This is a genomic window from Chitinophaga sp. ARDCPP14, assembly GCF_051362515.1.
Lineage (GTDB): Bacteria > Bacteroidota > Bacteroidia > Chitinophagales > Chitinophagaceae > Chitinophaga.
In genome coordinates this window covers 371800-397502 of record NZ_JBKIXB010000004.1, presented here as the reverse complement: position 1 = coordinate 397502, position 25703 = coordinate 371800, and the positions used below count along the sequence as shown (strand labels likewise).

At 47.2% G+C, this 25703-nt stretch carries 26 protein-coding genes; all 26 read left to right on the top strand.

Annotated elements, in window-relative coordinates; genetic code table 11:
• Positions 1–16: 16 nt before the first annotated feature.
• The 26 genes from ACLHR0_RS14065 to ACLHR0_RS13940 all read left to right on the top strand — a co-directional run bounded on the left by ACLHR0_RS14065 (position 17) and on the right by ACLHR0_RS13940 (position 25703).
• Positions 17–760 (top strand): class I SAM-dependent methyltransferase, encoded by a 744-nt coding sequence (locus tag ACLHR0_RS14065; protein WP_429051007.1) that lies wholly within the window; start codon positions 17–19, stop codon positions 758–760.
• Positions 761–762: 2 nt separating this feature from the next.
• The gene (locus ACLHR0_RS14060; protein ID WP_429051006.1) at positions 763–1341 is read left to right on the top strand and encodes a phosphatase PAP2 family protein; all 579 of its coding nucleotides are present in this window, start codon (positions 763–765) and stop codon (positions 1339–1341) included.
• Positions 1338–2069, top strand: coding sequence for a ZIP family metal transporter (locus tag ACLHR0_RS14055; RefSeq protein ID WP_370912288.1), 732 nt, complete (start codon positions 1338–1340; stop codon positions 2067–2069). Before ACLHR0_RS14060 ends, ACLHR0_RS14055 begins: the two co-directional genes overlap by 4 nt.
• A gap of 23 nt (positions 2070–2092) precedes the next feature.
• Positions 2093–3382: a hemolysin family protein gene (locus ACLHR0_RS14050; RefSeq protein ID WP_370912289.1), complete on the top strand. Its 1290-nt coding sequence runs from the start codon at positions 2093–2095 to the stop codon at positions 3380–3382.
• A 146-nt stretch (positions 3383–3528) separates the two neighbouring features.
• A complete protein-coding gene (locus ACLHR0_RS14045) occupies positions 3529–5064 on the top strand; it encodes an HAL/PAL/TAL family ammonia-lyase (RefSeq protein WP_370912290.1) in 1536 nt (511 codons plus the stop codon).
• Between the two features lie 48 nt (positions 5065–5112).
• Positions 5113–5841, top strand: coding sequence for a 3-oxoacyl-ACP reductase FabG (fabG, locus tag ACLHR0_RS14040; RefSeq protein ID WP_429051002.1), 729 nt, complete (start codon positions 5113–5115; stop codon positions 5839–5841).
• Positions 5842–5890: 49 nt separating this feature from the next.
• On the top strand, positions 5891–7117 hold the full coding sequence (locus tag ACLHR0_RS14035) for a beta-ketoacyl-[acyl-carrier-protein] synthase family protein (RefSeq protein WP_429063027.1): 1227 nt from the start codon (positions 5891–5893) through the stop codon (positions 7115–7117).
• A gap of 95 nt (positions 7118–7212) precedes the next feature.
• Complete coding sequence (locus ACLHR0_RS14030; RefSeq protein ID WP_370912293.1) at positions 7213–7470, top strand: phosphopantetheine-binding protein; 258 nt, start codon at positions 7213–7215, stop codon at positions 7468–7470.
• Complete coding sequence (locus tag ACLHR0_RS14025; protein ID WP_429050999.1) at positions 7470–8345, top strand: LpxL/LpxP family acyltransferase; 876 nt, start codon at positions 7470–7472, stop codon at positions 8343–8345. The genes ACLHR0_RS14030 and ACLHR0_RS14025 overlap by 1 nt, the downstream gene beginning before the upstream one ends.
• Positions 8346–8420: 75 nt before the next feature.
• Complete coding sequence (locus ACLHR0_RS14020) at positions 8421–8846, top strand: 3-hydroxyacyl-ACP dehydratase (protein WP_429050998.1); 426 nt, start codon at positions 8421–8423, stop codon at positions 8844–8846.
• A 6-nt stretch (positions 8847–8852) separates the two neighbouring features.
• On the top strand, positions 8853–9608 hold the full coding sequence (locus ACLHR0_RS14015; RefSeq protein ID WP_436487350.1) for a hypothetical protein: 756 nt from the start codon (positions 8853–8855) through the stop codon (positions 9606–9608).
• A gap of 3 nt (positions 9609–9611) precedes the next feature.
• Entirely contained in the window at positions 9612–10031 is a 420-nt protein-coding gene (locus ACLHR0_RS14010) for an acyl-CoA thioesterase (protein ID WP_079470537.1), read from the top strand.
• A 12-nt stretch (positions 10032–10043) separates the two neighbouring features.
• The gene (locus tag ACLHR0_RS14005; protein ID WP_436487347.1) at positions 10044–11189 is read left to right on the top strand and encodes a beta-ketoacyl-[acyl-carrier-protein] synthase family protein; all 1146 of its coding nucleotides are present in this window, start codon (positions 10044–10046) and stop codon (positions 11187–11189) included.
• A gap of 14 nt (positions 11190–11203) precedes the next feature.
• Entirely contained in the window at positions 11204–12265 is a 1062-nt protein-coding gene (locus ACLHR0_RS14000) for an SAM-dependent methyltransferase (protein ID WP_429050991.1), read from the top strand.
• A 44-nt stretch (positions 12266–12309) separates the two neighbouring features.
• The gene (locus ACLHR0_RS13995; RefSeq protein ID WP_370912300.1) at positions 12310–13566 is read left to right on the top strand and encodes an NAD(P)/FAD-dependent oxidoreductase; all 1257 of its coding nucleotides are present in this window, start codon (positions 12310–12312) and stop codon (positions 13564–13566) included.
• A 67-nt stretch (positions 13567–13633) separates the two neighbouring features.
• The gene (locus ACLHR0_RS13990) at positions 13634–14188 is read left to right on the top strand and encodes a beta-ketoacyl synthase N-terminal-like domain-containing protein (RefSeq protein WP_436487345.1); all 555 of its coding nucleotides are present in this window, start codon (positions 13634–13636) and stop codon (positions 14186–14188) included.
• A gap of 19 nt (positions 14189–14207) precedes the next feature.
• Positions 14208–14474, top strand: coding sequence for a phosphopantetheine-binding protein (locus ACLHR0_RS13985; protein WP_079470532.1), 267 nt, complete (start codon positions 14208–14210; stop codon positions 14472–14474).
• Positions 14471–15667, top strand: a complete 1197-nt coding sequence (locus ACLHR0_RS13980) for a beta-ketoacyl-[acyl-carrier-protein] synthase family protein (protein ID WP_429050986.1) — start codon at positions 14471–14473, stop codon at positions 15665–15667. The genes ACLHR0_RS13985 and ACLHR0_RS13980 overlap by 4 nt, the downstream gene beginning before the upstream one ends.
• A gap of 12 nt (positions 15668–15679) precedes the next feature.
• A complete protein-coding gene (locus tag ACLHR0_RS13975; RefSeq protein ID WP_436487342.1) occupies positions 15680–16744 on the top strand; it encodes a beta-ketoacyl synthase N-terminal-like domain-containing protein in 1065 nt (354 codons plus the stop codon).
• A complete protein-coding gene (locus tag ACLHR0_RS13970) occupies positions 16738–17517 on the top strand; it encodes a polysaccharide deacetylase family protein (RefSeq protein WP_436487340.1) in 780 nt (259 codons plus the stop codon). The genes ACLHR0_RS13975 and ACLHR0_RS13970 overlap by 7 nt, the downstream gene beginning before the upstream one ends.
• The gene (locus ACLHR0_RS13965) at positions 17510–18142 is read left to right on the top strand and encodes an outer membrane lipoprotein carrier protein LolA (protein WP_429050982.1); all 633 of its coding nucleotides are present in this window, start codon (positions 17510–17512) and stop codon (positions 18140–18142) included. The genes ACLHR0_RS13970 and ACLHR0_RS13965 overlap by 8 nt, the downstream gene beginning before the upstream one ends.
• Positions 18120–18743 (top strand): hypothetical protein, encoded by a 624-nt coding sequence (locus ACLHR0_RS13960; RefSeq protein WP_436487338.1) that lies wholly within the window; start codon positions 18120–18122, stop codon positions 18741–18743. The genes ACLHR0_RS13965 and ACLHR0_RS13960 overlap by 23 nt, the downstream gene beginning before the upstream one ends.
• A 34-nt stretch (positions 18744–18777) precedes the next feature.
• Positions 18778–19137: a 3-hydroxyacyl-ACP dehydratase gene (locus ACLHR0_RS13955; protein ID WP_436487336.1), complete on the top strand. Its 360-nt coding sequence runs from the start codon at positions 18778–18780 to the stop codon at positions 19135–19137.
• A complete protein-coding gene (locus ACLHR0_RS13950) occupies positions 19138–20331 on the top strand; it encodes a DUF2062 domain-containing protein (RefSeq protein WP_436487334.1) in 1194 nt (397 codons plus the stop codon). It abuts the gene before it with no gap.
• A complete protein-coding gene (locus ACLHR0_RS13945) occupies positions 20324–24199 on the top strand; it encodes a 1-acyl-sn-glycerol-3-phosphate acyltransferase (RefSeq protein WP_436487332.1) in 3876 nt (1291 codons plus the stop codon). Before ACLHR0_RS13950 ends, ACLHR0_RS13945 begins: the two co-directional genes overlap by 8 nt.
• A complete protein-coding gene (locus tag ACLHR0_RS13940) occupies positions 24186–25703 on the top strand; it encodes a phytoene desaturase family protein (protein ID WP_436487330.1) in 1518 nt (505 codons plus the stop codon). Before ACLHR0_RS13945 ends, ACLHR0_RS13940 begins: the two co-directional genes overlap by 14 nt.

Here is a 25703-nt window from a genome sequence, read left to right as displayed (position 1 = left end):
TATAGCTGCACAAAATATGGAAGTAGATAAACTATGGTTTAAAGATTGGTTTAATTCTCCTTATTATCACCTGTTGTACAACAACCGGGATGACAGGGAAGCCGCGGCATTTATTGATAAGTTACTCACCTATCTGCAACCGGCGCCGGATGCGGAAATGCTGGATGTAGCCTGTGGAAGGGGACGGCACGCCAAATACCTGGCAGATAAAGGTTATTATGTAACCGGGATCGATCTTTCTATCGAAAGTATTAATGTGGCAAGAAAGCTGGAAAATAATCACCTGAGCTTTTTTCAGCATGACATGCGCTTACCTTTCTGGGTAAACTACTTCGATGTGGTGTTTAATTTCTTTACCAGCTTTGGTTACTTTGAATCGCAGCGCGATAATGACAACGCATTGCGTACACTCAAAAATGCGTTGAAGCCGGGTGGTAAACTGGTGCTGGACTACCTGAACAGTAATTATGTAGCTGCCCACCTGGTGAATGATGAAGTAAAGGAAAAGGACAATGTGGTATTTGATATCCGCCGGGAACTGAAGGCGCATAAATTTATGAAGCAAATCAGTATCCTGGATAAGGAAAAAATGCGCCGCGCTACTTACACAGAAAGCGTGAATGCCTTCACCAGGCAGGAGTTTGAGGTCATGTTTGCCAAACAGGGACTCAAAATAACAGAAATATTCGGCGACTATCACTTTAACAGCTATGATGAACAACGTTCGCCACGACTGATCATCATCGCCACAAAATCATAGCCATGCTTGAATCGATACTCCGCGGGGATCTCCGGCTCTTCTTTCATATTAATGGTCAATGGTATAACGGGTTCCTGGATGTGGTGCTGCCTTTTTTAAGGGAGCCTTTTGTTTGGGCGCCGCTGTACCTGTTCCTGGGGCTGTTTGTAACTATTAACTATGGCTGGAAAGGCCTTTTCTGGATATTATTTTTCCTGCTGTGCTTTGGCGTGGCAGATCAGAGCAGCTTGTACCTGAAAAGCGCGATCGGAAGGGTGCGGCCCTGCCGTGATCCGCTGGTGTCGCACTACGCCCGGGTATTGGTGGTGTATTGTCCTATGAGCGGAAGCTTTACTTCTAATCATGCCGCCAATCATTTTGCACTGGCTACATTTTGTTTCATAACTTTAAAACAGGCATTTCACCGGTACGCCTGGTTATTCTTTGCATGGGCGGCTGCTATTGCCTATGCTCAGGTATACGTAGGGGTGCACTATCCGCTCGATGTGGCAGGAGGTGCGGTACTGGGTATTTTAATCGGACTGCTGAGCGGCAGTTTTTTTCAACGCCGCATAAGACTGGAGTCTGAACTCGCATCATGAACTGGAACTATCTGATACTAATACTGGCTGCAACCATTGCTGGTGGGATGATTCCCATGACAGTAAAACGCGTCAATGCCAACTTTTCCATTTACCTGCTCGCTTTTACGGGGGCTTTTCTTTTCGGCGTGATCATTATGCACCTGCTGCCAGAAGTGTACGAGGCGCTGGGTCACCAGGCGGGTGTTTATATTGTGTTGGGATTTTTCCTGCAGGTATTCCTGCAGCAGCTTTCGCATGGAATGGAACACGGTCATACCCATATGCCGCAGGAGCATCATCATCATATTGCGGTTACCCCGCTTTTGCTGGGGCTTTCCATCCATGCGTTCATGGAAGGGTTGCCGCTGGGCTTTAAATATAATGATCATTCTGCGCTGCCTTCACTGATGGCGGGCGTTGCTGCTCATAAAATCCCGGAGGCATTAACGCTTATTACCGTGATGATGCATGCCCATAAGAAAAGGGCGGATCTCTGGCGGATCCTGATCATTTTTGCGCTGGTAACGCCGCTGGCCGCAGTACTGGCGGGTTGGCTGGGAAGCCGCTTTGAAGTGATACAACATTACTTTTTATACGTGGTAGCGCTGGTGGTGGGTGCATTTCTGCACATTTCCACTACTATCTTTTACGAAAGTGGTACAAAACATCATGAACTCAGCAGGAAGAAAGTGCTGGCAATAGCCGTAGGCTTGCTTCTGGCATTTCTAACCCTGATATTTGAATAATTTTTTATTTTTAGGCTTTATATATGGAAGTCGTCATTATCCTCATCCTTATTTTATTGAACGGCCTGTTCTCGATGTCGGAGATAGCGTTGGTCTCGGCCCGGAAGATCCGATTGGAGAACCAGGCCAATAAAGGGGATGAAAAAGCAAAGGCAGCTTTAAAGCTTGCCAACAATCCGGACACCTTTCTTTCTACCGTGCAAATCGGTATTACGCTGATCGGCATCTTAACGGGTATTTATTCAGGCGAGAACATCAAAACTGATGTGATGGCCTGGCTCAATACCTTTCCGGCCATACAGCCTTACAGCAGTGTGGTGGCCACTATTCTCATTGTAGTGGTGATCACTTATTTTTCTATGGTATTGGGAGAACTGGTTCCGAAACGTATCGGGCTGGCCAAACCGGAAGCGATCGCCAAGTTTATGGCGAAGCCCATGCAGGTGCTTTCCTGGCTTACTTTTCCTTTTATCTGGTTATTAACCGCTTCTTCTGCGGCACTGATAAAATTGTTAAATCTCAAATCCGGTGAACCCCATGTTACGGAAGAAGAGATCAAAGCCATTATTAATGAGGGTACCAGTTCCGGCGCCATTGAAGAAACAGAACAGGAGATCATAGAAAGGGTTTTCCACCTGGGCGACCGTAATATCACGTCGCTCATGACTTACCGTAATGATATTACCTGGCTGGATATCAATGATGAACCGGCCACCTACCGGCAAACGATCCTCGACAGCCTGCATTCGGTATATCCGGTGTGCGACGGGCAGATAGACAGTATTAAGGGATTAATTACCATCAAAGACCTGTATTCGGTAGCGGGCCAGTCGACCCCGCTTACAGAAATTATCCGTAAGCCGTTGTTTGTGCCGGAAAATAATACCGCTTACCAGGTGTTGGAGAAATTTAAGGAAACGCACCTGCACGCCGCTTTTATCGTAGATGAATATGGTACCTTCCTGGGAATGATTACATTGAATGATATCCTGGAAGCCATAGTGGGCGATATGCCGGAAACAGCTGAAAGCGACGACTATGAAATGGTGCTCCGGGAAGATGGGACCTGGCTGGTAGATGCCCAGATCCCGTTTTATGATTTCCTGGAAGAATTTGATAAAGAAGACTGGATGACCGAATTTGAGCAGGATTTTGATACGCTGGCAGGGTTTATCCTGCATCACCTGGAACACATTCCTCAAACGGGAGAGAAGTTCTCCTGGAGAGATTTTACCTTTGAAATAGTGGACATGGATGCGCATCGTATCGACAAAGTACTGGTTACACCGCCAACAACAAACGAAGAAGAATAGGCTTGCTCCCTTCCCTGATAAGTAAAAACCGCATGCGTAATTACCCGTAATTCGTTGAATGGGATTGTTATTTATTTGGATAAATCTAGCTTTATGCTAATTTTGAGCACTTTTTTACATATACAAATAATTTAATTTAAGATAAAATGGTTGCAATAGGAAGTAAGGCACTGTCTCTGGAAGAAGTGTACAGGGTCCTTTTGGGCGGGGAAGAGCTGACATTGGAAGCAGCGGCTTTGCAGCAGGTGGAAGCTAGTTTTCTATTCCTCGAGAAATTTTCGGCAAAGAAACTGATCTACGGTATCAACACTGGTTTTGGTCCGATGGCCCAATACCGCATCAGTGATGAAGATACTTTCCAGTTGCAGTATAACCTGATCCGCAGCCATAGCTCCGGCGCCGGCAACTGCATGTCGCCGTTGCATACCAAAGCCCTGATGATCGCCCGTTTGAGCAGCTTTATGCAGGCGCATTCCGGTATTCACCCGGAAGTGGTACATCTTTTAAAAGACCTGATCAACAAAAACGTATATCCCTGTGTGTTTGAGCATGGAGGCGTAGGTGCCAGCGGCGACCTGGTACAACTGGCCCACCTGGCGCTGGTACTGATCGGGGAAGGAGAGGTTTGGTATGAAGATAAATATCAGCCTACGGCAGATGTTTTTGCTAAACTGAACCTGAAACCTATAGGCATCCACGTGAGGGAGGGACTGGCCATTATAAATGGCACTTCCGCCATGACGGGTATCGGGCTGGTAAACCTCATTGAAGCGAAGAAGCTGCTGGGATGGTCGGTGGTATTATCTGCCATGATCAATGAAATAGTAGAAGCATTCGACGATCACCTGTCGGCCGAACTGAATGCCGTGAAAAAGCATGAAGGCCAGCAGCAGATTGCCGCAAAAATGCGGGAGATCCTTACTGGCAGCAAAATGGTGCGCCATCGCCCTGATCATCTCTATAAAGAACTGGAAGAAGAAATTTTTAAAGATAAAGTACAGGAGTATTATTCCCTGCGCTGCGTACCGCAGATCCTGGGGCCTGTTTACGATACCCTTGCACAGGCAGAGAAGCTGGTGGTACAGGAGCTGAATTCCGTGAGTGATAATCCTGTAGTGGATCATCACCTGGAAAACGTTTTCCACGGCGGAAATTTCCACGGCGATTATGTCTCCCTGGAAATGGATAAAATCAAGATAGCCATCACCAAATTGTCGATGCTGGCAGAAAGACAACTCAACTACCTGCTGAATGATAAGCTGAATCACAAGTTTCCGCCGTTTATGAACCTCGGCAAACTTGGCTTTAATTTTGGAATGCAGGGGGTGCAATTTACGGCAACCTCCACCGTGGCGGAAAACCAGACATTGTCGTTCCCGATGTACGTACACAGTATTCCGAACAACAACGATAACCAGGATATTGTGAGTATGGGAACCAATGCGGCTGTTATGACCAGCAAAGTAATAGAAAATACTTTCCAGGTATTGGCTATACAGGTAATGACAGTGTTACAGGCGGTGGATTATCTGAATTGCCAGGACCGTTTGGCGGGATTTTCACACAAAGTATACCAGGAAGTGAGAGCAATTTTCCCTAAATTTATTGAGGACAGCCCGCGCTATAAAGATCTTCAGCAAATTAAAGCTTACCTGGTAAAGAATATGCCGATCCAGTTCTGATCAGATAATTGTGGTTAGCCGTCATTCGTCATTCGTAATTTGTAATTCATGAAATGTGCATTAGTAACAGGAGGGTCAAGGGGAATAGGAAGGGCAGTATGTATTAAGATGGCCGAAGCAGGTTATCATGTGCTGATCAACTACAAGGGAAATGAGGCAGCAGCGCTGGAAACGCTGGAAGCAGTGAAGGCAAAAGGCAGTACCGGTGAACTGATACCATTTAACGTAGGCGATGCCGCGGAAGTGCAACAGGTATTGGGAGGCTGGGTGGAAAATAATAAAGATCAACAGATAGAAGTGCTGGTGAATAATGCAGGTATCCGGGAAGATTCCCTGATGTTCTGGATGAATGAGGCGCAATGGAGTAATGTACTCAATATCAGTTTGAATGGATTTTTTAACGTAACCAAGCAGGTGCTGAATGGCATGTTGCTGAAACGTTACGGGCGTATCATCAATATGGTATCGCTGTCCGGTATTAAAGGTTTACCCGGACAAACCAATTATTCTGCCGCCAAAGCAGGGGTAATAGGCGCTACAAAGGCGCTGGCACAGGAAGTAGCCAAAAGAGGGGTAACGGTGAACGCCGTTGCGCCGGGTTTTATTAAAACAGATATGACGGCTGAACTGAATGAAAAGGAGCTGGCAGCGCAGGTTCCCATGAACCGTTTTGGCACAGCCGAAGAGGTGGCAGATGCAGTGGCCTTCCTGGCTTCCAGGTCGGCAGGTTATATTACCGGAGAAATTTTGAACATCAATGGGGGGCTGCACACTTAATAACGTCAATATTACTGGGCTATAGGCTAACCGCTAAAAGCTAAGAGCTATGAACAGAGTAGTGATCACTGGGATGGGAATTTATTCCTGCATCGGAAAGGACATGCAGGAAGTGAAAGATTCATTGTATCAGGGCAAATCCGGTATTGTACTGGATCCTGAAAGAAAGACATTTGGTTACCGTTCCGGTTTAACCGGGTATATAGAAAGACCTGAACTCAAAGGATTGCTGGATCGCCGGGCCAGGCTTATGATGCCTGAACAGGCGGAATTTGCCTATATGGCCACCCGGGAAGCCCTTGCACAGGCAGGCATGACACCTGAATATATCGACTCCACACCTATAGGACTTTTATATGGTAACGACAGCTCCGCAAAACCGGTGGTAGAAGCCAATGACATAATGCGGGCTAAAAAAGATACGATGCTGGTGGGTTCAGGATCTGTTTTCCAGACCATGAACTCCACGGTAAATATGAACCTGGCTACTATTTTTAAGCTCAGGGGCGTGAATTTCACTGTAAGTGCAGCTTGCGCGAGTGGTTCACATGCCATCGGGCTTGGGTATATGTTTATCCGCAACGGTATGCAGGACGCTGTGATCTGCGGCGGGGCCCAGGAAGTGAATGTGTATGCCATGGGTAATTTTGATGCCATTGCCGCTTTTTCGGTGAGGGAAAGCGATCCTACCAGGGCTTCCCGGCCATTTGACCGCGACCGGGATGGACTGGTACCCAGTGGTGGTGCTGCCACCGTGATCCTGGAAAGCCTTGAATCTGCGCAGCGCAGGGGCGCCACTATTTTAGGTGAAGTGCTGGGATATGGTTTTTCCTCCAATGGCGCGCATATTTCCAATCCTACTGTAGACGGACCTGTAAGATCCCTGCAGATAGCCCTGCAGGATGCAGGGTTACAGCCGGGAGATATAGAATATATCAACGCGCACGCTACATCTACCGCCGCCGGCGATGCCAGCGAAGCCAAGGCGATTCATGAAGTATTTGGCGGTTCGCGCCCGTACGTAAGCTCTACTAAGTCCATGACCGGCCATGAATGCTGGATGGCGGGCGCCAGTGAAATTGTGTATTCCATGCTGATGATGCAGCACGGCTTTATTGCCCCCAATATCAACCTGGATAACCCCGATGAGGATGCCGCGAGGCTAAATATTGTAACCAGTACAATTAATAAAAATTTTAATATATTTTTGTCGAATTCTTTTGGCTTTGGAGGAACAAATTCGTCCCTGGTAGTAAGGGGGTGGAATGGAAAATAAATATCCTTAACTTTGGGCGCTCGGAATAGGATTAGCTGACCAATAGACTACGTAAACACAATTTTTAAACCGACCTATATCTGATTTCACACTTTATGGACATTAGAGAGATAATAACTGTTACGAATAAGTTTCTGGTAGAGGAGTTTGAAGCAAACCCCGCGGCCATCACGCCGGAAGCAAACATGAAATCCACACTGGATCTGGATAGTTTGGATTATATCGATATGGTGGTAGTAATAGAAGATAACTTCGGATTTAAAGTAAATCCCGAAGAATTCCAGGCTATTGTTACTTTCCAGGATTTCTACAATTATGTAGCCACTCGTGTACAACAAAAAGAACTGGTATAATGCCCTCCTGGCAAGGAAAATCTAAAGGGAGTAAGTTCGGATATAGTTGTTTTGTTTTCCTGTTGAAGCATGGAGGGGTGGTGCCTGCGTATATGTTGCTGAGATTTGTAGCCTTCTATTTTTTTGCATTTTCCTGGAGTTCCTCAAAACCTGTCTATCATTATCTCCGTAAAAAAATTGGTTATAGCAGGGCGCGCGCATTGCTCAGTTTATACCGGAATTATTACGTATTTGGTCAAACACTGATCGATAAGGTGGTGGTAATGGCAGATATGTCCAATAAATTCACCTTTGAGTTTGAGGGAGAACATCATTTGCGTGAAATGATTGCCGGTGGCAAAGGCGGTATCCTGCTGAGCGCACATGTGGGTAACTGGGAAGTGGCAGGTCATTTGTTTAAGCGCCTGCAAACCCGTATTAATATCGTGATGTTCGATGGCGAACACCAGCGGATCAAAGATTACCTGTCTGGTATTACGGGCGACCGGAATATGAATGTTATCGTGATCAAAGACGACCTGTCGCACATTTATGCTATCAATGAAGCATTGAGTAATAAAGAACTGGTGTGTATGCATGCCGACAGGTTTCTGCCCGGTAATAAAACTGTAACAGTCCCTTTTTTAGGACAGGACGCCCGTTTCCCGCTGGGTCCTTTCCTGTTAGCCGCCACCTTCCGGGTGCCGGTTTCCGTGGTATTCGCCTTTAAGGAATCGTCTGCCCACTATCATTTTTTTGCGACCGAGCCCCGTCAGTACCACGGCCGGCGTAACCAGGGAGTAGAAACCGCCCTGCAGGATTTTGTGCATCATGTGGAAGAAAAAGTATACCGTTACCCGGTGCAATGGTTCAATTATTACGATTTTTGGGAATAATGCGTGTTTTTACTGTTCATAATTTCGTATAATTCTATTTATTTCGTGTTTCATATTTAATAATAACTTGTGCAGATGTTTATTCATTCAGACGATATCACCGCCTATATTCCCCAGCGTACCCCCATTGTAATGATCAGTGGTATTCTGGCAGTAGATGGCCCTATCACCCGCACCGGTCTTCATATCGCACCTGATAATATTTTTGTGGAGAATGGGGTGCTTACGGCGCCCGGCCTGATGGAGAATATTGCACAAACCGCCGCTGCCCGCATCGGCTATATCGCCAAACAACAAAATACACCCGTTCCCCTGGGATTTATTGGCGCGGTGAAAGACCTGGAAATACTGGAGCTGCCGCCGGCAGGACAAATGATAGAAACGACCACCGAAATCGGCGGTGAAGTGTTTAACGCCACTATGGTAACCGGCAAAGTAATGTTTGACGGCCGCCTGATGGCACAATGTGAAATGAAAATATTCATCAATCCCCAAATTTAATCACACATGAACTGCAGAAAATTAATTGCACTTCCGTTGCTGATGTTGAGCATGATGGCTATGACAGCAAATGCTCAGACACTGAAGAACTTCCTGGACAACAAAGATTCGAGCTTTACCTGGCTGGGCGTGGATTTTACACAGGCTAAACTGATAGGTGACGCCGCTGCCAAAACAGATGCGATCGTAGACCACGAGTTTACTGCCCTGAACCAGGTAATTGTGAACGAACAAAAGAAGTACGATGTACCAGGCGCATTTCACCGCGATAAATACAATACCAGTATTGGTTTGGTGAACAAACGCAATGAAGCCATCAATAAAGATGCGCTGAAATCCGACGAATCTTCCGACTTTGAACGTCTTAAACCGGAAGACATCACCAAAGTAGTGAAATCGTATGATTTTTCCGGAAAACACGGAATTGGCGTAATGCTGGTAATGGAAGGTATGAGCAAAACCAGCAAAAGTGCGTCTATGTGGCTGGCCATAGTAGATATGGACCGGAAAAATGTACTGCTCACAGAACGTTATGTGGGTAAAGGCCAGAAATGGAGCTTCGCATGGCGCAACTACTGGCTGGCTACCATTAAAAGCGCGTTGGAAGAGATCAATGATGATTACAGCAAACTGAAAACCAAATATGCTGACGCCAGAGATCCGGAAGAACCAAAGCCGGTAGTGCAGGCGCCAGCAGCAAAGAAGGAAACTAAAGCTGCCGGTACAACACCCGCAACAAAGAAACCAAAGAAGAAAGGATAAATTATGATACTCACTGAATGCACCAACATACTGATACGATTTAATGAAGCAGATCCGCTGGGAATAGTATGGCACGGGCATTATGTGCGGTATTTTGAAGATGGCAGGGAAGCTTTCGGAGAAAAATACGGGCTCAGATACCTGGATATTTTTGAAGAAGGATTCACCGTGCCGGTAGTAAATGTACAATGTGATTACAAACGCTCTTTGCGCTACGGCGACAGGGTAATAGTAGAAACAAGGTATGTGGACGACCTGGCAGCAAAAATAAAATTTGAATACATCCTTACCAATCCCGCCACAGGGGAAATAGTAGCAAAGGGTTCTTCCGTACAGGTATTCCTGGACAAGGAAACTTCTTCCCTGCAATTGATTGCTCCTCCTTTTTTCAGTGAATGGAAAAAGAAGCACGGACTGGTATAACCAAAGGGTACTATGCAACAGGTGTATGTAGTAGCAGATAATATTGTGGGGCCTCTTGGCAGTACTACCCGGGAAAATTTTGACCAGGTGTTATCTGGCAACAGTGGCATAGCGCAGCACAACAATGCTGCCTATGCCGCTGCTCCGTTTTATAGCGCCATCACAACGCCTGCGCAACTGGATGCCTTTACGGCAAACACTAACGTAAAAGGATATACGCGGTTTGAGCGGCTGCTGGTTGCCTCCATACAATCGGCCCTGCAGCAAACTGCTGTTACGCTTACGGATACACGTACCGGCTTCATTGTTTCCACTACAAAAGGAAATATTGAATTACTGGAGCAGCAACCCGAAGGCGCCGTACCGCCGCTGGCCAACATGCAGCTGTACACCACCGCAAAGAAAATAGCGGCCCATTTTAACGCCGCTAATGAACCGCTGGTGATTAGCAGTGCCTGTATTTCCGGACTGGTAGCCATTTTAACCGGCAAACGGCTCATTGAATCGGGGCGTTATGACCATATTGTGGTGGCCGGCGCAGATGTGCTCACCCGCTTTGTGTTATCGGGGTTTCAGTCGTTCCAGGCGGTAAGCGCCGTTCCCTGTAAACCATTCGATGCCAACAGAACAGGTGTTACACTCGGAGAAGGCGCGGCCACCGTAATCCTCAGCAGGGAGAAAGGGAATGCGCTCTTTTCATTGGGTGCAGGCGCTATCAGCAACGACGCCAATCATATTTCCGGTCCTTCCCGTACCGGCGAAGAACTGGCGGCAGTAATGCAGCTCGCGGTAAATGGCAGCGGACTAACCGCTGCCGACATCGGTTTTGTATCGGCGCATGGCACTGCCACGCTGTACAACGATGAAATGGAGGCGAAGGCGCTGCACCACGCAGGCCTGGCAGCAGTACCAGTGAACAGCCTGAAGGGCTACTACGGTCATACGCTGGGCGCCGCCGGGCTCATTGAAGCAATCATCAGCATGCAGGCCATGAAAGCCGGTGTGGTATTGCCAACAAAAGGATTTGAAATACCCGGTGTAAGTATGCCGGTGAATGTTCATAATACCCTGCTGCAAAAAACATCCCGCCACTTCCTGAAAACAGTATCAGGTTTCGGTGGATGCAATGCAGCGATGGTTTTTAATCTTAACAGCTAAACAAAGTTATTGTCGTGTTTAATAAAGAAACAAAAACAGCACTCGAAGCAAAAGAAGCGGCATTGCGTCTGGCATTTGCCCCCGTTGCTTTTCAGGCTACCCGGGCATTACGTGATATGGGCATTTTAACGGCAGTGAGCAACAGCCGCTCTGCCGGTATTACCATTGAGGAAATAATGGAGCAAACCAAAATGTCGCGTTATGCCGTAAGAGTGTTGCTGGAAGCAGGTTTAGGTATGGAGCTGGTGATCGTGAACGATAAACGGTATACCCTCACCAAAACCGGTTACTTTATTTTACATGATCAGCTTACCCGCATCAATATGGACTTTTCACAGGATATCTGCTACAAAGGCATGAATCACCTGCAGGAAAGCCTGAGAGAAGGAAAGCCCGCCGGCCTGCGCGAACTCGGTCCCTGGGATACTATTTATCCCGGCCTGTCGCTGCTGCCACCTGAAGTAGGTAAAAGCTGGTTCGACTTCGACCATTACTATTCAGACCTTGCCACTCCGCAGGCGCTGGATATTGTTTTTGAAAAGAAACCGAAACGTTTGCTCGATATCGGTGGTAACACCGGTAAGTGGGCCCTGGCCTGCACGGCCAAAGATCCGGAAGTGGAAGTAACCATCTTTGATTTGCCGGGTCAGGCAGGACTGGCACAGCAGAAAATGAAAGATGCCGGCGTGGAAAACCGCGTGCATTTTCATATTGCCAACATCCTCCACGAGGAAGTACCCTTTCCGAAGGGCTTTGATGCCATCTGGATGAGCCAGTTCCTCGATTGTTTTTCTGAAGCAGAAATTGTTTCCATCCTGAAACGTTGCCGCGAAGCGCTCAACGACGGAGGAACAGTATATATCCTGGAACCTTTCTGGAACCGCCAGCAATTTAAATCCGCCGCTTTTTGCCTGCAGCAGACTTCCCTGTACTTTACCGCTATGGCTAATGGTAACAGCCAGATGTATCACACAGATGATTTCTTCCAGTGTATTGATGATGCGGGGTTAACGATTATCGAGGAAAATGACCAGATGGGCATGAATTATACTTTGTTGAAATGTCAAAAAAAATAACCAATCCAATCGCATAAAATTTATAACTCCCAAAATCGTCACTTATGAAAACTGAGCAAGTTGATGTACTGGTAATAGGGGCAGGTCCGGCGGGAACAGTAGCGGCGTCTATTATTCATCAGGCAGGGTACAAGGTAAAAGTGGTGGAGAAGCAGAAATTCCCCCGTTTTGTAATCGGCGAAAGCCTGTTGCCACGCAGCATGGAAGCCCTGGAAGAAGCAGGATTTATTGATGCCATCAAAGCAAAAGGTTTTCAGCAGAAGTATGGGGCAAAGTTTGTAAAAGGAGATGCGCTCTGCGATTTTACTTTCGAAGAGCAATTTACGCCGGGCTGGACCTGGACCTGGCAGGTAACGCGTGCCGATTTTGACAAAACGCTTGCCGACACCGTAGAAAGTATGGGAGTGCCGGTAGCTTATGAAACAACCGTAACGGATATACGTTTTAATGGATCCGATTCCATTACAACCGTGGAAGATAAAGATGGCCAGCAATCGCAGATAGCCGCCCGTTTTATTGTAGACGGCAGTGGCTACGGCCGGGTAATTCCCAAATTATTCAACCTGGAGAAAAACTCCAACCTGCAACCCCGTAAGGCATTGTTTGCCCATACGGTGGATGTGCGCCGTTCCATGGCCGACCAGCCAAACCGCATTACCGCGGTGGTGCATAAAAAAGGCGTATGGATCTGGATCATTCCTTTCTCTACCGGGGTTACCTCCCTGGGTTTTGTAGGAGATCCTGAGTTTTTTGAACAGTACCCCGGCACTGATGAGGACAAATACCGCGCCCTGCTGGAGGCGGAACCCTATACCAGGGAACGTTTCCGCGATGTAGAGCTGGTATTTGAACCACGTGTTTTACAGTCGTGGTCTGCCACCACGGATAAATTTTACGGGGATGGATTTGTGCTGACAGGCAACGTGACAGAATTTCTGGACCCGATTTTCTCATCTGGTGTAACTTTGGCCTGTGTTTCTTCACAAACGGCGGCAAAACTGGTGATCCGGAAACTGAAAGGTGAGGCGGTTGACTGGGAGAAAGAGTATATGGAGCCTACTATGCAGGGCGTGAATACGTTCCGCTCTTATGTAATGGCCTGGTACGAAGGTACCCTGGATACTATTTTCTTTAAAAAAGATGCTGATCCGCTGATAAAAGGACAAATTTGTTCTGTACTGGCTGGTTATGTGTGGGATATGAACAATCCCTTTGTGAAAAATCATGATACTGCCTTAAAACGTCTGGCAAGAACTATTGAATTAACAGAAAAATTAAAAAGCAGCCCTGAGATTGAATAGCGGATCGACATATATTACGGGGAGTTGCGTCATACGGCAAAACAGGGTTTATTTAAATGGCTCTTTGTTGTGGGAAGCGGATTCCGCGCTGGAATTACCTGAATTTCTGCGGGCGGGATATGACCGTTTTTCCGGTCAATATCCTAAATTCCATAAAATGGATGCCCTCAGCAAGCTGGGCTGGCTGGCAGCGGAAGTATTGCTGAAAGATACCGGCATCCATTCGTTGTCACCGGAGCAAACGGGCATGGTATTGTCCAACCGGAGCAGCAGTCTGGATACGGATTTGCGGTATTACGCTACTGTAAAGGACTTTGCCAGTCCGGCGCTGTTTGTGTATACCCTGCCCAATATCGTGATGGGAGAGATTTCTATCCGGCATGGTTTTAAAGGAGAGAATACTTTTTTTGTATCAGATATTTTTGATACGGCTTTAATGAGTACCTATCCGGCACAGCTGCTGGCAGAAACACCTTTGCAGGCCTGTATTTGCGGGTGGGTGGAAGTAATGGAACAAGCATACGAGGCAATATTATTCCTCGTGGAAAATAAACAGCGAAACAATGCCATCCCGTTAACGGAGGCGGCTTTGTCAGCGTTGTATCAACAAAAAAACAGTTAATAACTTTAATCAAACTACAGTGGAAAAGTTGATGGCGGATCTGAAAGCGCAGATCATAGAACAATTGAACTTGCAGGAAGTAGCACCGGACAGCATTGGCAACGATCAGCCGTTGTTTACAAAGGAGGGGCTTGGGCTCGATTCTATCGATGCGCTGGAATTGATTGTATTGCTGCAACAGCACTACAATATCCGCATTGCCAATCCTGAAGAAGGACCGAAGATCTTCCACTCGGTGCGCACGATGGCGGTGTATATTACCGAAAATCAAACCGTAAAGGCATGAGTGAAAAGGTGTGGATAGCAGGTGGTGGTGTGATCTGCGGTATCGGGCTGGACGTACCTGCCTGTATACAATCATTCCGGGACATGAAGCCCGGTATGGAAGCCATGCAGCACCTGTCTTCTGTTCACCGCAGTACTTTTCCGGTAGCGGAAGTAAAGGCCGATAACGCCACCCTTGCCGATATAGCACGGATGCCGGAAAATATCAGCCGTACGGCCCTGCTGAGCATGATTGCCGCCCGTGAGGCATGGCAATCCAGCGGTTTGGGAGATATTTCCCAATACCGGGTAGGGTTTGTTTCAGGTAATACCGTGGGTGGGATGGATAAAACCGAGGATTTTTTCGCGGAGTACCTGTCTGATCCCCGTGGTGGCCGGTTGCAGAACCTGCTTCACCACGAGTGCGGGAGCATCACAGAACTGGTGGCCGACAGCCTTGGGGTGCGTCATCATATTTCTACCATCAGCACCGCCTGTTCTTCCGGCGCCAACGCACTGATGTATGGCTCCCGGCTGATCCGCAACAACATTGTGGATGTAGTAATTGCCGGTGGTACAGATGCGCTGACCCGCTTTACCCTCAACGGGTTCAATACCCTCATGATCCTGGATCAGCAGCCCTGCCGGCCTTTCGATGATACCCGTACGGGGCTTAACCTCGGCGAAGGCGCGGGTTATGTGGTACTGGTGTCCGACAGCCTGGCTGCCCGTTTGCAGCCCTGGTGCCGCTTCAGCGGCTTCGCCAACGCCAACGATGCCTTTCACCAAACGGCTTCTTCGCCGGATGGCACCGGTAACTACCTGGCCATGAAAGGTGCGCTGGATATGAGCGGATTGCAGCCACAACAAATTGGTTATATTAATTTACACGGTACTGGTACACAGAACAACGATGTATCGGAAGGAATCGCTATAAACCGGCTCTTTGCACCGTATTTCCCGGCAATGAGTTCTACCAAATCCTTTACAGGTCATACGCTGGGCGCCAGCGGCGGCATAGAAGCTGTATTTTCGGCGCTCGCAGTAAAGGAAGGAATTATTTACCCGAATGCACGTTTCGAACACCAGATGAAGGAGTTACCGTTTGCACCCGTTACCGCCTTTTCTGCAGGTCATGATCTGCAACATGTAATGTCCAACTCATTCGGTTTTGGCGGCAATTGTTCCAGCCTCGTATTTTCAAGGGCCAGTTAACAGCTATAAATTATGCAGATCTATATAAATGGCACCGGTTGTATTTCTCCGCAGGAAACTGCACAGGGAGGCCCTTTGCTGGCCGCTCCAAGGGAATATGAGCAGGTACGCCTGGCCGCAGTGGACCCGGACTACAAACAGTGGATTGATGTGAAACAGATCCGCAGGATGAGCCGCGTGGTGAAAATGGGAGTAGGGGCAGCGAATTTAAGCCTGGAAGCAGCCGGTGTTACCGCCCCGGATGCTATCATTACCGGTACTGCTTATGGCTGCCTGGACGACACCGGCGTATTCCTCACTAAAATGGTGAACCAGCTGGAGGAAATGCTGACGCCTACTGCATTTATACAAAGCACCCACAACACCGTAGCCGGCCAGATTGCGCTGCTACTGGGTTGCAACGGATATAACAACACCTTCGTTCATCGCGGCTTTTCTTTTGAAAACGCCCTGCTGGACGCTATCATGATATTGAAAGAAGGTTCGGCACAACATATTCTCGCCGGTGGCGTGGATGAAATTACGAATCACAGTCACCAGTTGCTGTCGCGTTTCGGACTCTATAAAAAGACGCCGGTAAAAACGATGGAACTGCTGAATAGTCCTTCCAGGGGCACTATTGCCGGAGAAGGCGCCGCCTTTTTTACATTGGGTATTGCCAAACAACCCGGCGCTGTAGCCGAATTATCCGGTGTAAGCACCTTATACAAGCCGCTCTGGGAAGGAGAAGTGATCGGGCACATCATGAAATTCCTGGAAGATAATAATTGCACGCCTGCAGATATCGATCTGATCGTTACCGGCAGGAATGGAGATATTGACCAGGATGAAATTTATGAAGAAGTAGCCGATGCCTTATTTCCTGATCATGCGGAAGCCAGCTTTAAACACCTCTGCGGGGAATACCCTACAGCAGCGGCATTTGGCGTTTGGATGGCGAATGCCATTATAGCGCAGCAGGAAGTGCCGGAAGCAGCAGTGTTTTTTGGCAGGACGCCGGAGAAGATAAAAAAAGTATTAATCTATAATCATCACCAGGGAACACATCATTCACTGGTATTACTCACTGCATGCTAAACAACAGGATTGTAAATATCATTGCTGTTATCACGCTCCTGGTACTTTTATTCCTGGATAAAGTAATGGCGTATGGTATTTCTTTCTGGTGGTATAGTTTGCCGGTGCTTATTTTTCTCCCGGTAACTGTTTACGGGGCGATGAATATTGAATCGGGTTTTTTTTTAAAGGCGTTCTGTGAGGCCAGTACTACGGAAAAGGTAGTGGCACTGTCTTTTGATGATGGGCCACAGGAGGCATATACGCCGCAGATACTGGATATCCTGCATCGGGAACAGGTACCTGCCGCTTTTTTTTGTATCGGGAAAAATATCAGGGGGAATGAGTACTTACTGAAACGGATATACGAAGAGGGACATGTAATAGGCAATCATACTTATTCACATCACTTCTGGTTTGATATGAAGTTGTCTGGTAACATGCTGAAGGATATGCAGGAAATGGATGCGCTTACGGTAAATGCTACAGGCTTGCATCCACGGTTGTTCCGGCCGCCTTACGGCGTAACCAATCCTAACCTGGCAAGGGCAGTAAAGGCAGGGAATTATCTGCCGGTAGGCTGGAACATACGCTCACTGGATACAGTAGCAAAAGATGAAACGGCTTTGTTGCACCGGATCATGCAGCAGCTGAAACCGGGAGCAGTTATTTTGTTGCATGATACCTGTAAAATAACCGCCGATATACTGCCTCAGCTGATCCGGGGCATCCGTGAAAAGGGATACCGCCTGGAGAGAATTGATAAAATGTTAAATGTTCGAGCATATGTGTAAATGGCTGTTATTATTAATTGGATGTGTGGTAAGCCTGCAAATGCAGGCGCAGTCCGGGTTTAAACCGGTAGCGGATATGGCGCCGCTGAAACAGCAGTTTGCAAAAGCGGCTCAGAGCACACAAAGTATTCAGTGCGATTTTGTACAGGAAAAGAACCTGAGCATGTTGTCTGATAAAATTGTGTCTAAAGGGAAATTCTGGTTTAAGAAAGATAATAAAGTAAGAATGGAATACCTCCAGCCTTCTTATTATCTGCTGGTGATTAACGGGAAAGATATCCGTATCAAAGATGCACAGAAAGAGAATAAAGTATCGGGAAAGAATAATAAGCTGTTTGAGCAGATCAATAAAATTACGGTGGATTGTGTAAGAGGAACTGTACTGGATAACGCCGATTTTTCTACCAAAGCCGCTGAAAATGCGCAGTATTACCGCCTGGAGCTTACGCCGGTAAACAAGGTGATGAAAACATATTTCCAAACGATTGTGTTGCTGGTAGATAAACAGGACTATTCTGTATCAAAGATTACAATGGCAGAATCATCAGGTGATGATACCACCATTAGTTTTTTACATAAACAATTGAACACAAATATCCCGGATGCGGTATTTTCTGCTAAGTAGCTTGTTGGGCATCGTGTTGCTGATGGCAGGTTGCCGGTCGGTGTACAAAGGGTTACAGCCTGTAAACGGCGATGTGACTTGTATCAGGCAGTTCAGCCCGCAGTTCACCTCCACGCTGTACAGCACACAGGTGGATATCCTGAAGCATCACCTGAGCGGACTCCTGTTTTTTAAGCAGATGCCGGATAGCAGTATCCGCGTGGTATTTGCCAATGAGATGGGATTTAAGTTCTTTGATTTTGAATTTGACAAGCAGGGAAATTTTACCAAACACTACCTGATGGCCAAAATGGACAAGAAGGCGGTGGTGAGAACCTTGCAGCAGGACTTTGCATTAGTACTGCTGCGGCCCGATCTGCTGGCGGCACATACGGCTTCGGATAACCGTTACCGTTATACAGTGGTACCTACCGAAAAAGGTAATAACTATTATATCACGGACACGGCTTGTAGTGAACTGGTACGGATAGAAAAGTCGTCGCGCCGCAAACCGGTTGTCACCGTATGGATGCAGCATTATAACAATGGCGTGCCGGATACGATCAATATTCGTCATGAGCATTTCAAATTCAATATTTCATTGCAGAAAGTAGAAAAGTAAAACGTCACCTTAATTATATAATCACATAAGTTCAATGTTAGCAGGAAATTTTTATACCATTACAGCGCAATCCCGGGAACCAGGGCAGGTGACTGCCACCATCGAATTGAATGCGGCACATCCTATATTCCAGGGTCATTTCCCGGAACAGCCTGTAGTGCCTGGTGTATGCATGATGCAGACCATTACGGAAATGCTGGAAAGCGCGCTGGATAAAAAGGTGATGCTGAAAAAGGCCAGCCAGATGAAATTCCTGCATATGATAGACCCGGTGAAACAGCCACTGGTGGATGTTTCACTTACCTACAAAGAAGATGAAGGAGGGTGGAAAGTGAATGCTACGCTGAAGCGCGACGATAAAATATTTATGAAGTTCCAGGGTATATTCAATTAAGTGACCAGTCAGCCTACACATAACGAACATTTTGAACGTCACCGCGCCGCGGTGCTCATTCCTACGTATAACAACGCTGGTACCCTGGGCGCTGTATTGTCTGATGCGCTTACCTATACCAGTCATGTGATTGTGGTAAACGACGGCGCTACAGATGAAACAGCTGCGGTGCTGGAAAAGTTCCCTTCCCTGCAAATAGTTTCGTATAGCCCCAACCGTGGTAAAGGAGTGGCGCTTCGCCGCGGATTTTCCTATGCGCTGGAGCAGGGCTACGACTATGTAATCACCATGGATGCCGACGGGCAGCATTTTGCGACCGACCTGCCCACCATGTTGCAGCAGATTGAAGAACATCCCGGGGCGCTGATCATAGGCGCCCGGAACCTGCACCAGGAGAATATGCCGGGCAAAAGTACTTCTGCCAATAAAGTATCTAACTTCTGGTTTCACGTAACTACCGGATTAAAAGGCCCTGATACACAATCCGGCTACCGCCTGTATCCCCTGCAGCGCATGGGGAGAATGCATTACTTCTGCACCAAATACGAATTTGAGATAGAGGTGTTGGTGCGTAGTGCGTGGAAAGGTATCAAGGTGGACTGGACACCTGTGCGTGTATATTACCCGCCACCGGAAGAGCGGGTATCACATTTCAGACCGGTAAGGGACGTTTCGCGTATTACTGTATTGAATACCATACTGGTGTTCGTTACCTTTTTATATATCAAGCCCCGCGACCTGATCCGTTTTCTTTTAAAAAAAGAAAACTGGAAAAAGATGTGGAAAGAAGAAGTGCTGAAGTCTGACGAATCCAATATCAGGAAAGCGGCTTCCATTGGCTTTGGTATTTTTATGGGGATCATACCTATCTGGGGATTCCAGCTGCTGGTATCTATCCTGTTGTCTATAAAATTCAGGTTGAATAAGGCGTTGGTACTGCTTTTTGCGCATATTAGCACGCCGCCGCTAACGCCGTTTGTGATCTTTGCCAGCTTCCTGGCCGGCCGGATATGGATGGGGCAAACTGCCAAAGACCTGGTATTTTCCAATGGTATTAACTTCGACACCATCAGGGATAACCTGTTACAATATGTATTTGGCAGTATTACACTGGCAGTATTGGGTGGATTGCTGGCCTGGATAGTGAGTTGGGCAATACTGACAATTTTTAGAAAAGAACGAAGAAATGGGTAATCTTTTTGTAGCGATCTATAATTTTTTTGAGCGGCGTAAAGCGTGGCTGTGGTGTTGCACCATCGCCAGTTTTTTGCTGGTTGGATATTTTGCTGCACAAATAAAGCTGGAAGAAGATATTACCAAAATTTTACCGCAGGATAAGAAACTGGATAAACTGCAACAGGTGTTCCAGGATTCCAGATTTGCAGACAAGCTGATTGTTACCATCTCCCAAAAAGATACTATACAGGAAGCCCGGCCCGACAGCCTAACGGCTTATGCCGCAGAACTGTCTGCCAGGGCGGGCGCGCAGCTATCGCCCTATATCAGGCAGATCCAGTCGCAAACAGACGACGCCATGATAATGGGATTGATGCAGGTGATACAACAACACCTGCCCATCTTCCTGGAAAAAAATGATTACGCGAAGATTGATAGTTTGTTGTTACCCGGGCAACTGCAGCAATCGTTACAATATGATTATAATACGCTGATATCACCAACAGGACTGGTGTTAAAAAAGATGATCCAGGCCGATCCCGTAGGCATCTCCTGGATAGGCGTAAAGAAACTGCAACACCTGCAGTATGATGACCAGTTTGAACTGTACGACAACTACATCATCACCAGAGATCATAAACACCTGATGATCCTTATCACCCCGGCAAATCCGCCGGGCGCCACAAAAATCAATGCACAGTTCCTGAAAGGACTGGATAAAATAAAAGATAGTCTTGATCGGCAATACCCCGGTATCGCCGCTTCTTACTTCGGGGGAACCGCTGTATCTGTGGGCAATGCCACGCAGCTAAGACAGGATACTTTTTTAACACAAGGCATTACCGTAGTACTATTGATAGTACTGATCGCCCTGTTTTTTAAAAAGAAAAGAGCGCCGGTGCTGGTCATGCTGCCGGTTATTTTCGGCGGACTGTTTTCACTGGCATGGATATACGTTATTAAAGGGCATATCTCTGTAATGGCCATGGGTGCGGGCGCTGTAGTACTCGGTATTGCGGTGAATTATTCGCTGCATGTATTTAATCACTACCGCCATTCGCAGGATATCCGTGAAGTAATCAGCGACCTGGCTACCCCTATGACGCTCGGTAGCTTCACTACTATCGGCGGGTTCCTGTGTTTGCAGTTCGTGCATTCCCCCATGCTGAAAGATGTGGGGCTGTTTGCCGCACTCAGCCTGGTGGGCGCTGCATTGTTTTCGCTGATTTTCCTGCCCCACTGGATTGTGATGGGGCAACAACCGGTGCAGGTAGCCGCGCATCATGATAACTGGCTCGACAAATTATCGGCATACCGGCCGGAGAAAAATAAATACCTGGTAGGCGCTATTTTCCTGCTGACCATCGTATTTTTCTATACCGCGCGCAACGTATCCTTTGAAAGCGATATGATGCGTATGAATTACATGACGCCGCAATTAAAAGCAGCAGAAGCACAGCTCAACAGTGTGAATTCCTATGTAGCGCAGTCGGTATATGTAGTATCGGATGGCCGGGACCTGGAAGGGGCGCTTGAAAGCGGCGAAAAGCTGTTGCCGGTCATTGAACGGTTGCAGCAGAAGGGTGTCGTAAAAAAGTACGCCGGCGTACAGGCGTTACTGTTATCCAATAAAGAACAACAGGCGCGCATTGACCGCTGGAACAAATACTGGACGGCAGACAGGAAACAACAATTGCTGGAATATCTCCGTAGTGAGGGAAGTGTGCTGGGCTTTAGCAAGGCAGCTTTTGATCCGTTCGATCAGCTGATAAACAATGATTTCAAACCACTTGATCCGGATGCTTTGAAGGTACTGCGCAGCGGCAACATGGGAGACTTTATCATAGAGAAGAACGGCACTACCTCCGTAGTAACATTGCTGAAAGTAGATCCGGCGCACAAACAGGCAGTATACGATGCGTTGGAAAATATCCCGAATACGACAGTGCTGGACAAACAATACGCCGCTAACCGCCTGGTGGAAGTAGTGAAAGATGAATTTAACAGCATTGCGTGGATGACTTCCCTGCTGGTATTTTTTGCGTTGTTGTTATCGTATGGCCGCATTGAACTGGCGCTCATCACCTTTATCCCGATGGCCATCAGCTGGGTATGGATATTAGGTATCATGGGGCTTTTCGGGATTAAGTTCAATATTGTAAATATTATCCTTTCTACTTTTATTTTTGGTTTGGGAGACGATTACAGCATCTTTATGATGGATGGGCTGTTGCAGGAGTACAGGACCGGAAAGAAAACCCTTTCTTCTTTTAAATCATCCATCTTCCTGTCGGCCATCACCACTATTCTTGGGCTGGGTGTGCTGATCTTTGCACAACATCCTTCGCTTAAATCTATTGCGCTGATTTCTATTATCGGTATTAGCACTGTAGTACTGATTTCGCAGGTAATGATCCCTTTCCTGTTTAACTGGCTGATCACCGGCCGTGTACGGAAGGGCTTTGCACCATGGACTTTCAAAGGATGGACGCTGTCTGTGTTTTCCTTTACTTATTTTGCCATGGGCAGTTTTATCCTTACCGCCATTGGTACGGTACTGATCCGCTGGAATCCGTTCAATAAAGAAAAGGGCAAGGTGTTGTATCACCGTATACTTTCTGCTTATACGCACAGCGTATTGTATATTATGCGCAATGTGAAGAAGCGCATCATCAATCCTTCCAATGAACAACTGGAGAAACCGGCGGTGATTATCAGTAATCATCAGTCTTTCCTCGATATATTGGTATCCACTATGCTGCACCCGAAGGTGATATTGCTTACCAATCAATGGGTATGGCGGTCGCCGGTATTTGGGTCAGTGGTTCGCCTGGCGGATTACTACCCCGTAGCGGATGGCGCAGAAGGAGCTATTGACAGGCTGAGAGACAGAGTGAAGGCGGGCTATTCCATTGTGGTGTACCCGGAAGGCACCCGTTCTCCCGATCCGGCTATTAAGCGTTTTCATAAAGGCGCCTTTTATATTGCAGAGCAACTGGGATTGGATATTTTACCAATGGTGATTCACGGTACCGCCTATACGATGAGTAAAGGAGATTTCCTGTTGAAAGATGGAACGGTATCGGTAAAATACCTGCCGCGTATCAGGCAGGAGGATAAGTCGTGGGGAGATAACTACAGCGCACGTACGAAATCTATCAGCCGGTATTTTAAACAACAATACGAGCTATTGCGCGCAGAAACGGAAGTGCCAAAGTATTTCCGGGAGCAGCTGAAGTATAATTACATCTACAAAGGGCCGGTGCTGGAATGGTATATGCGCGTGAAAACGGCGATGGAAAACAATTACCAGCTGTTCCATGAGTTGCTGCCCAAAGAAGGACGTATACTGGATATTGGCTGCGGATATGGATTCATGGATTACATGCTTACCTGGACCGCACCGGGCAGAACCATCACAGGTATTGACTATGACGAAGATAAGATTGCCACTGCCGCTTACTGTTATAATAAGCCGGAACAGCTGCAATTTATTCATGGAGATATTTCGGCTACTCCTTTTGCAGCATACGACGCCTTTATACTGAGTGATGTATTGCACTACCTGCCTGCCGGTGAGCAGGAAATGCTGCTGCAGCAGTGTATAGCGCGCCTTACGCCGGATGGCGTGATTGTAATCCGTGATGGCGACAGCGATATGGCCAAAAGGCACGAGCGGACGAAGTTCACGGAGTTTATGTCTACAAAAGTAATTGGGTTTAATAAAACGAAAGACCAGCCATTGTCGTTTTTCTCAGCTGCACATGTCCGTAGTCTTGTTCACAAATACGGCGCGGTGGCGGAGGAAATAGACAATACGCGGTATACCTCTAACGTAATATTTGTGATAAAAAAACTTCCCCGGGAGGATTATGCACCACTATGATGTGATCATTATAGGCAGCGGCCTTGGCGGACTGGTATGTGGAGCTATCCTCAGCCGGCATGGGTATCGTGTATGCATATACGAAAAAAATAGGCAAACGGGTGGATGCCTGCAAACATGGTCACGCGATAAGGTTATTTTTGACTCGGGGGTGCACTATATTGGCGGACTGGCGCCCGGTGAAAATCTCTACAAAGTATTTAAATACCTCGGCATTTATGATAAGCTCCGGCTGAAACGTATGGATATGGATGGTTTTGACCATATCAGTTTTGCCGGTGATGATAAAGTATACCGGATAGCGCAGGGAGAAGAAAATTTTATCCGCACGTTGCTGGAAGATTTCCCTGGGGAAGAAAACGCATTGCGTGCTTATTGCAATAAAATCACGGAAGTCTGCAGTAAGTTCCCGCTGTATAATCTCCGTACCGGCGATTATGAAGAGAAGCGGTCGGTGTTACAGCTGAATACCGCTGAGTATTTGCGCAGTATTACCAGCAATGAAAAGCTGCAGCAGGTATTGGCTGGTAACAATCTTTTGTATGCTGGTGTAGCGGAGAAGACACCATTTTACGTACACGCGTTGGTGTTAAACAGTTATATGAAAAGCTCCTGGAAGTGTGTGGATGGCGGCTCCCAAATAGGAAAGCTATTGTGCCAACAGATCCGGGAGAACGGCGGAGAGGTAATCCGCAATATGGCGGTTACCGCTATCCACGGCGAAGGTGATAAGGTAAATCATATTGTATTGCAGGATGGGAGAACGGTACAGGCCACGCATTATATTTCCAACCTGCATCCGGCGCAAACCATGGCGATTACCCACAGCGATGTATTGCGCGGCGCTTACCGCAGCCGTATGCAGGGGTTAGAGAACTCTATAGGGGCTTTTGTATTGAACGTGGCATTGAAACCAGGTACCTTTAAATACCTTAACTACAATCATTACTACCATGCCACGGGCAACGCCTGGGCAGGAATTGACTATAAAGAAGAAGATTGGCCGCAAACCTATGCGATGTATGTGTCGGCCAGCTCGCGGCATGAAACCTGGGCCGATAGTTTATCCATCATGACCTACATGCGGTACGACGAAGTAAAGCAATGGCAGCATACTTTTAATACAGTGTTGCAAACCGGCAGCAGGGGCGCGGACTATGAAGCTTTTAAAGAAAGAAAAGCCAACCTGCTGATCGATTGCGTGGAAAAGCAGTTTCCCGGCTTCCGTAATTGTATTTATACTTCCTATGTGGCTACGCCGTTATCTTATCGTGATTACATCGGTACCAGCGACGGCAGTATGTACGGCATAACAAAAGATAGTGCAGATCCGCTACGGACAATGGTTTCGGCCCGCACCAAACTATCCAATTTGTATCTTACCGGTCAAAACCTGAACTTGCATGGAATTTTAGGGGTAACTATCAGTAGTGTGATCACCTCGGCAGAGTTGCTGGGAATGGATTTTTTGGTAAATGAAATTAATCAGTCAATATATACTTGA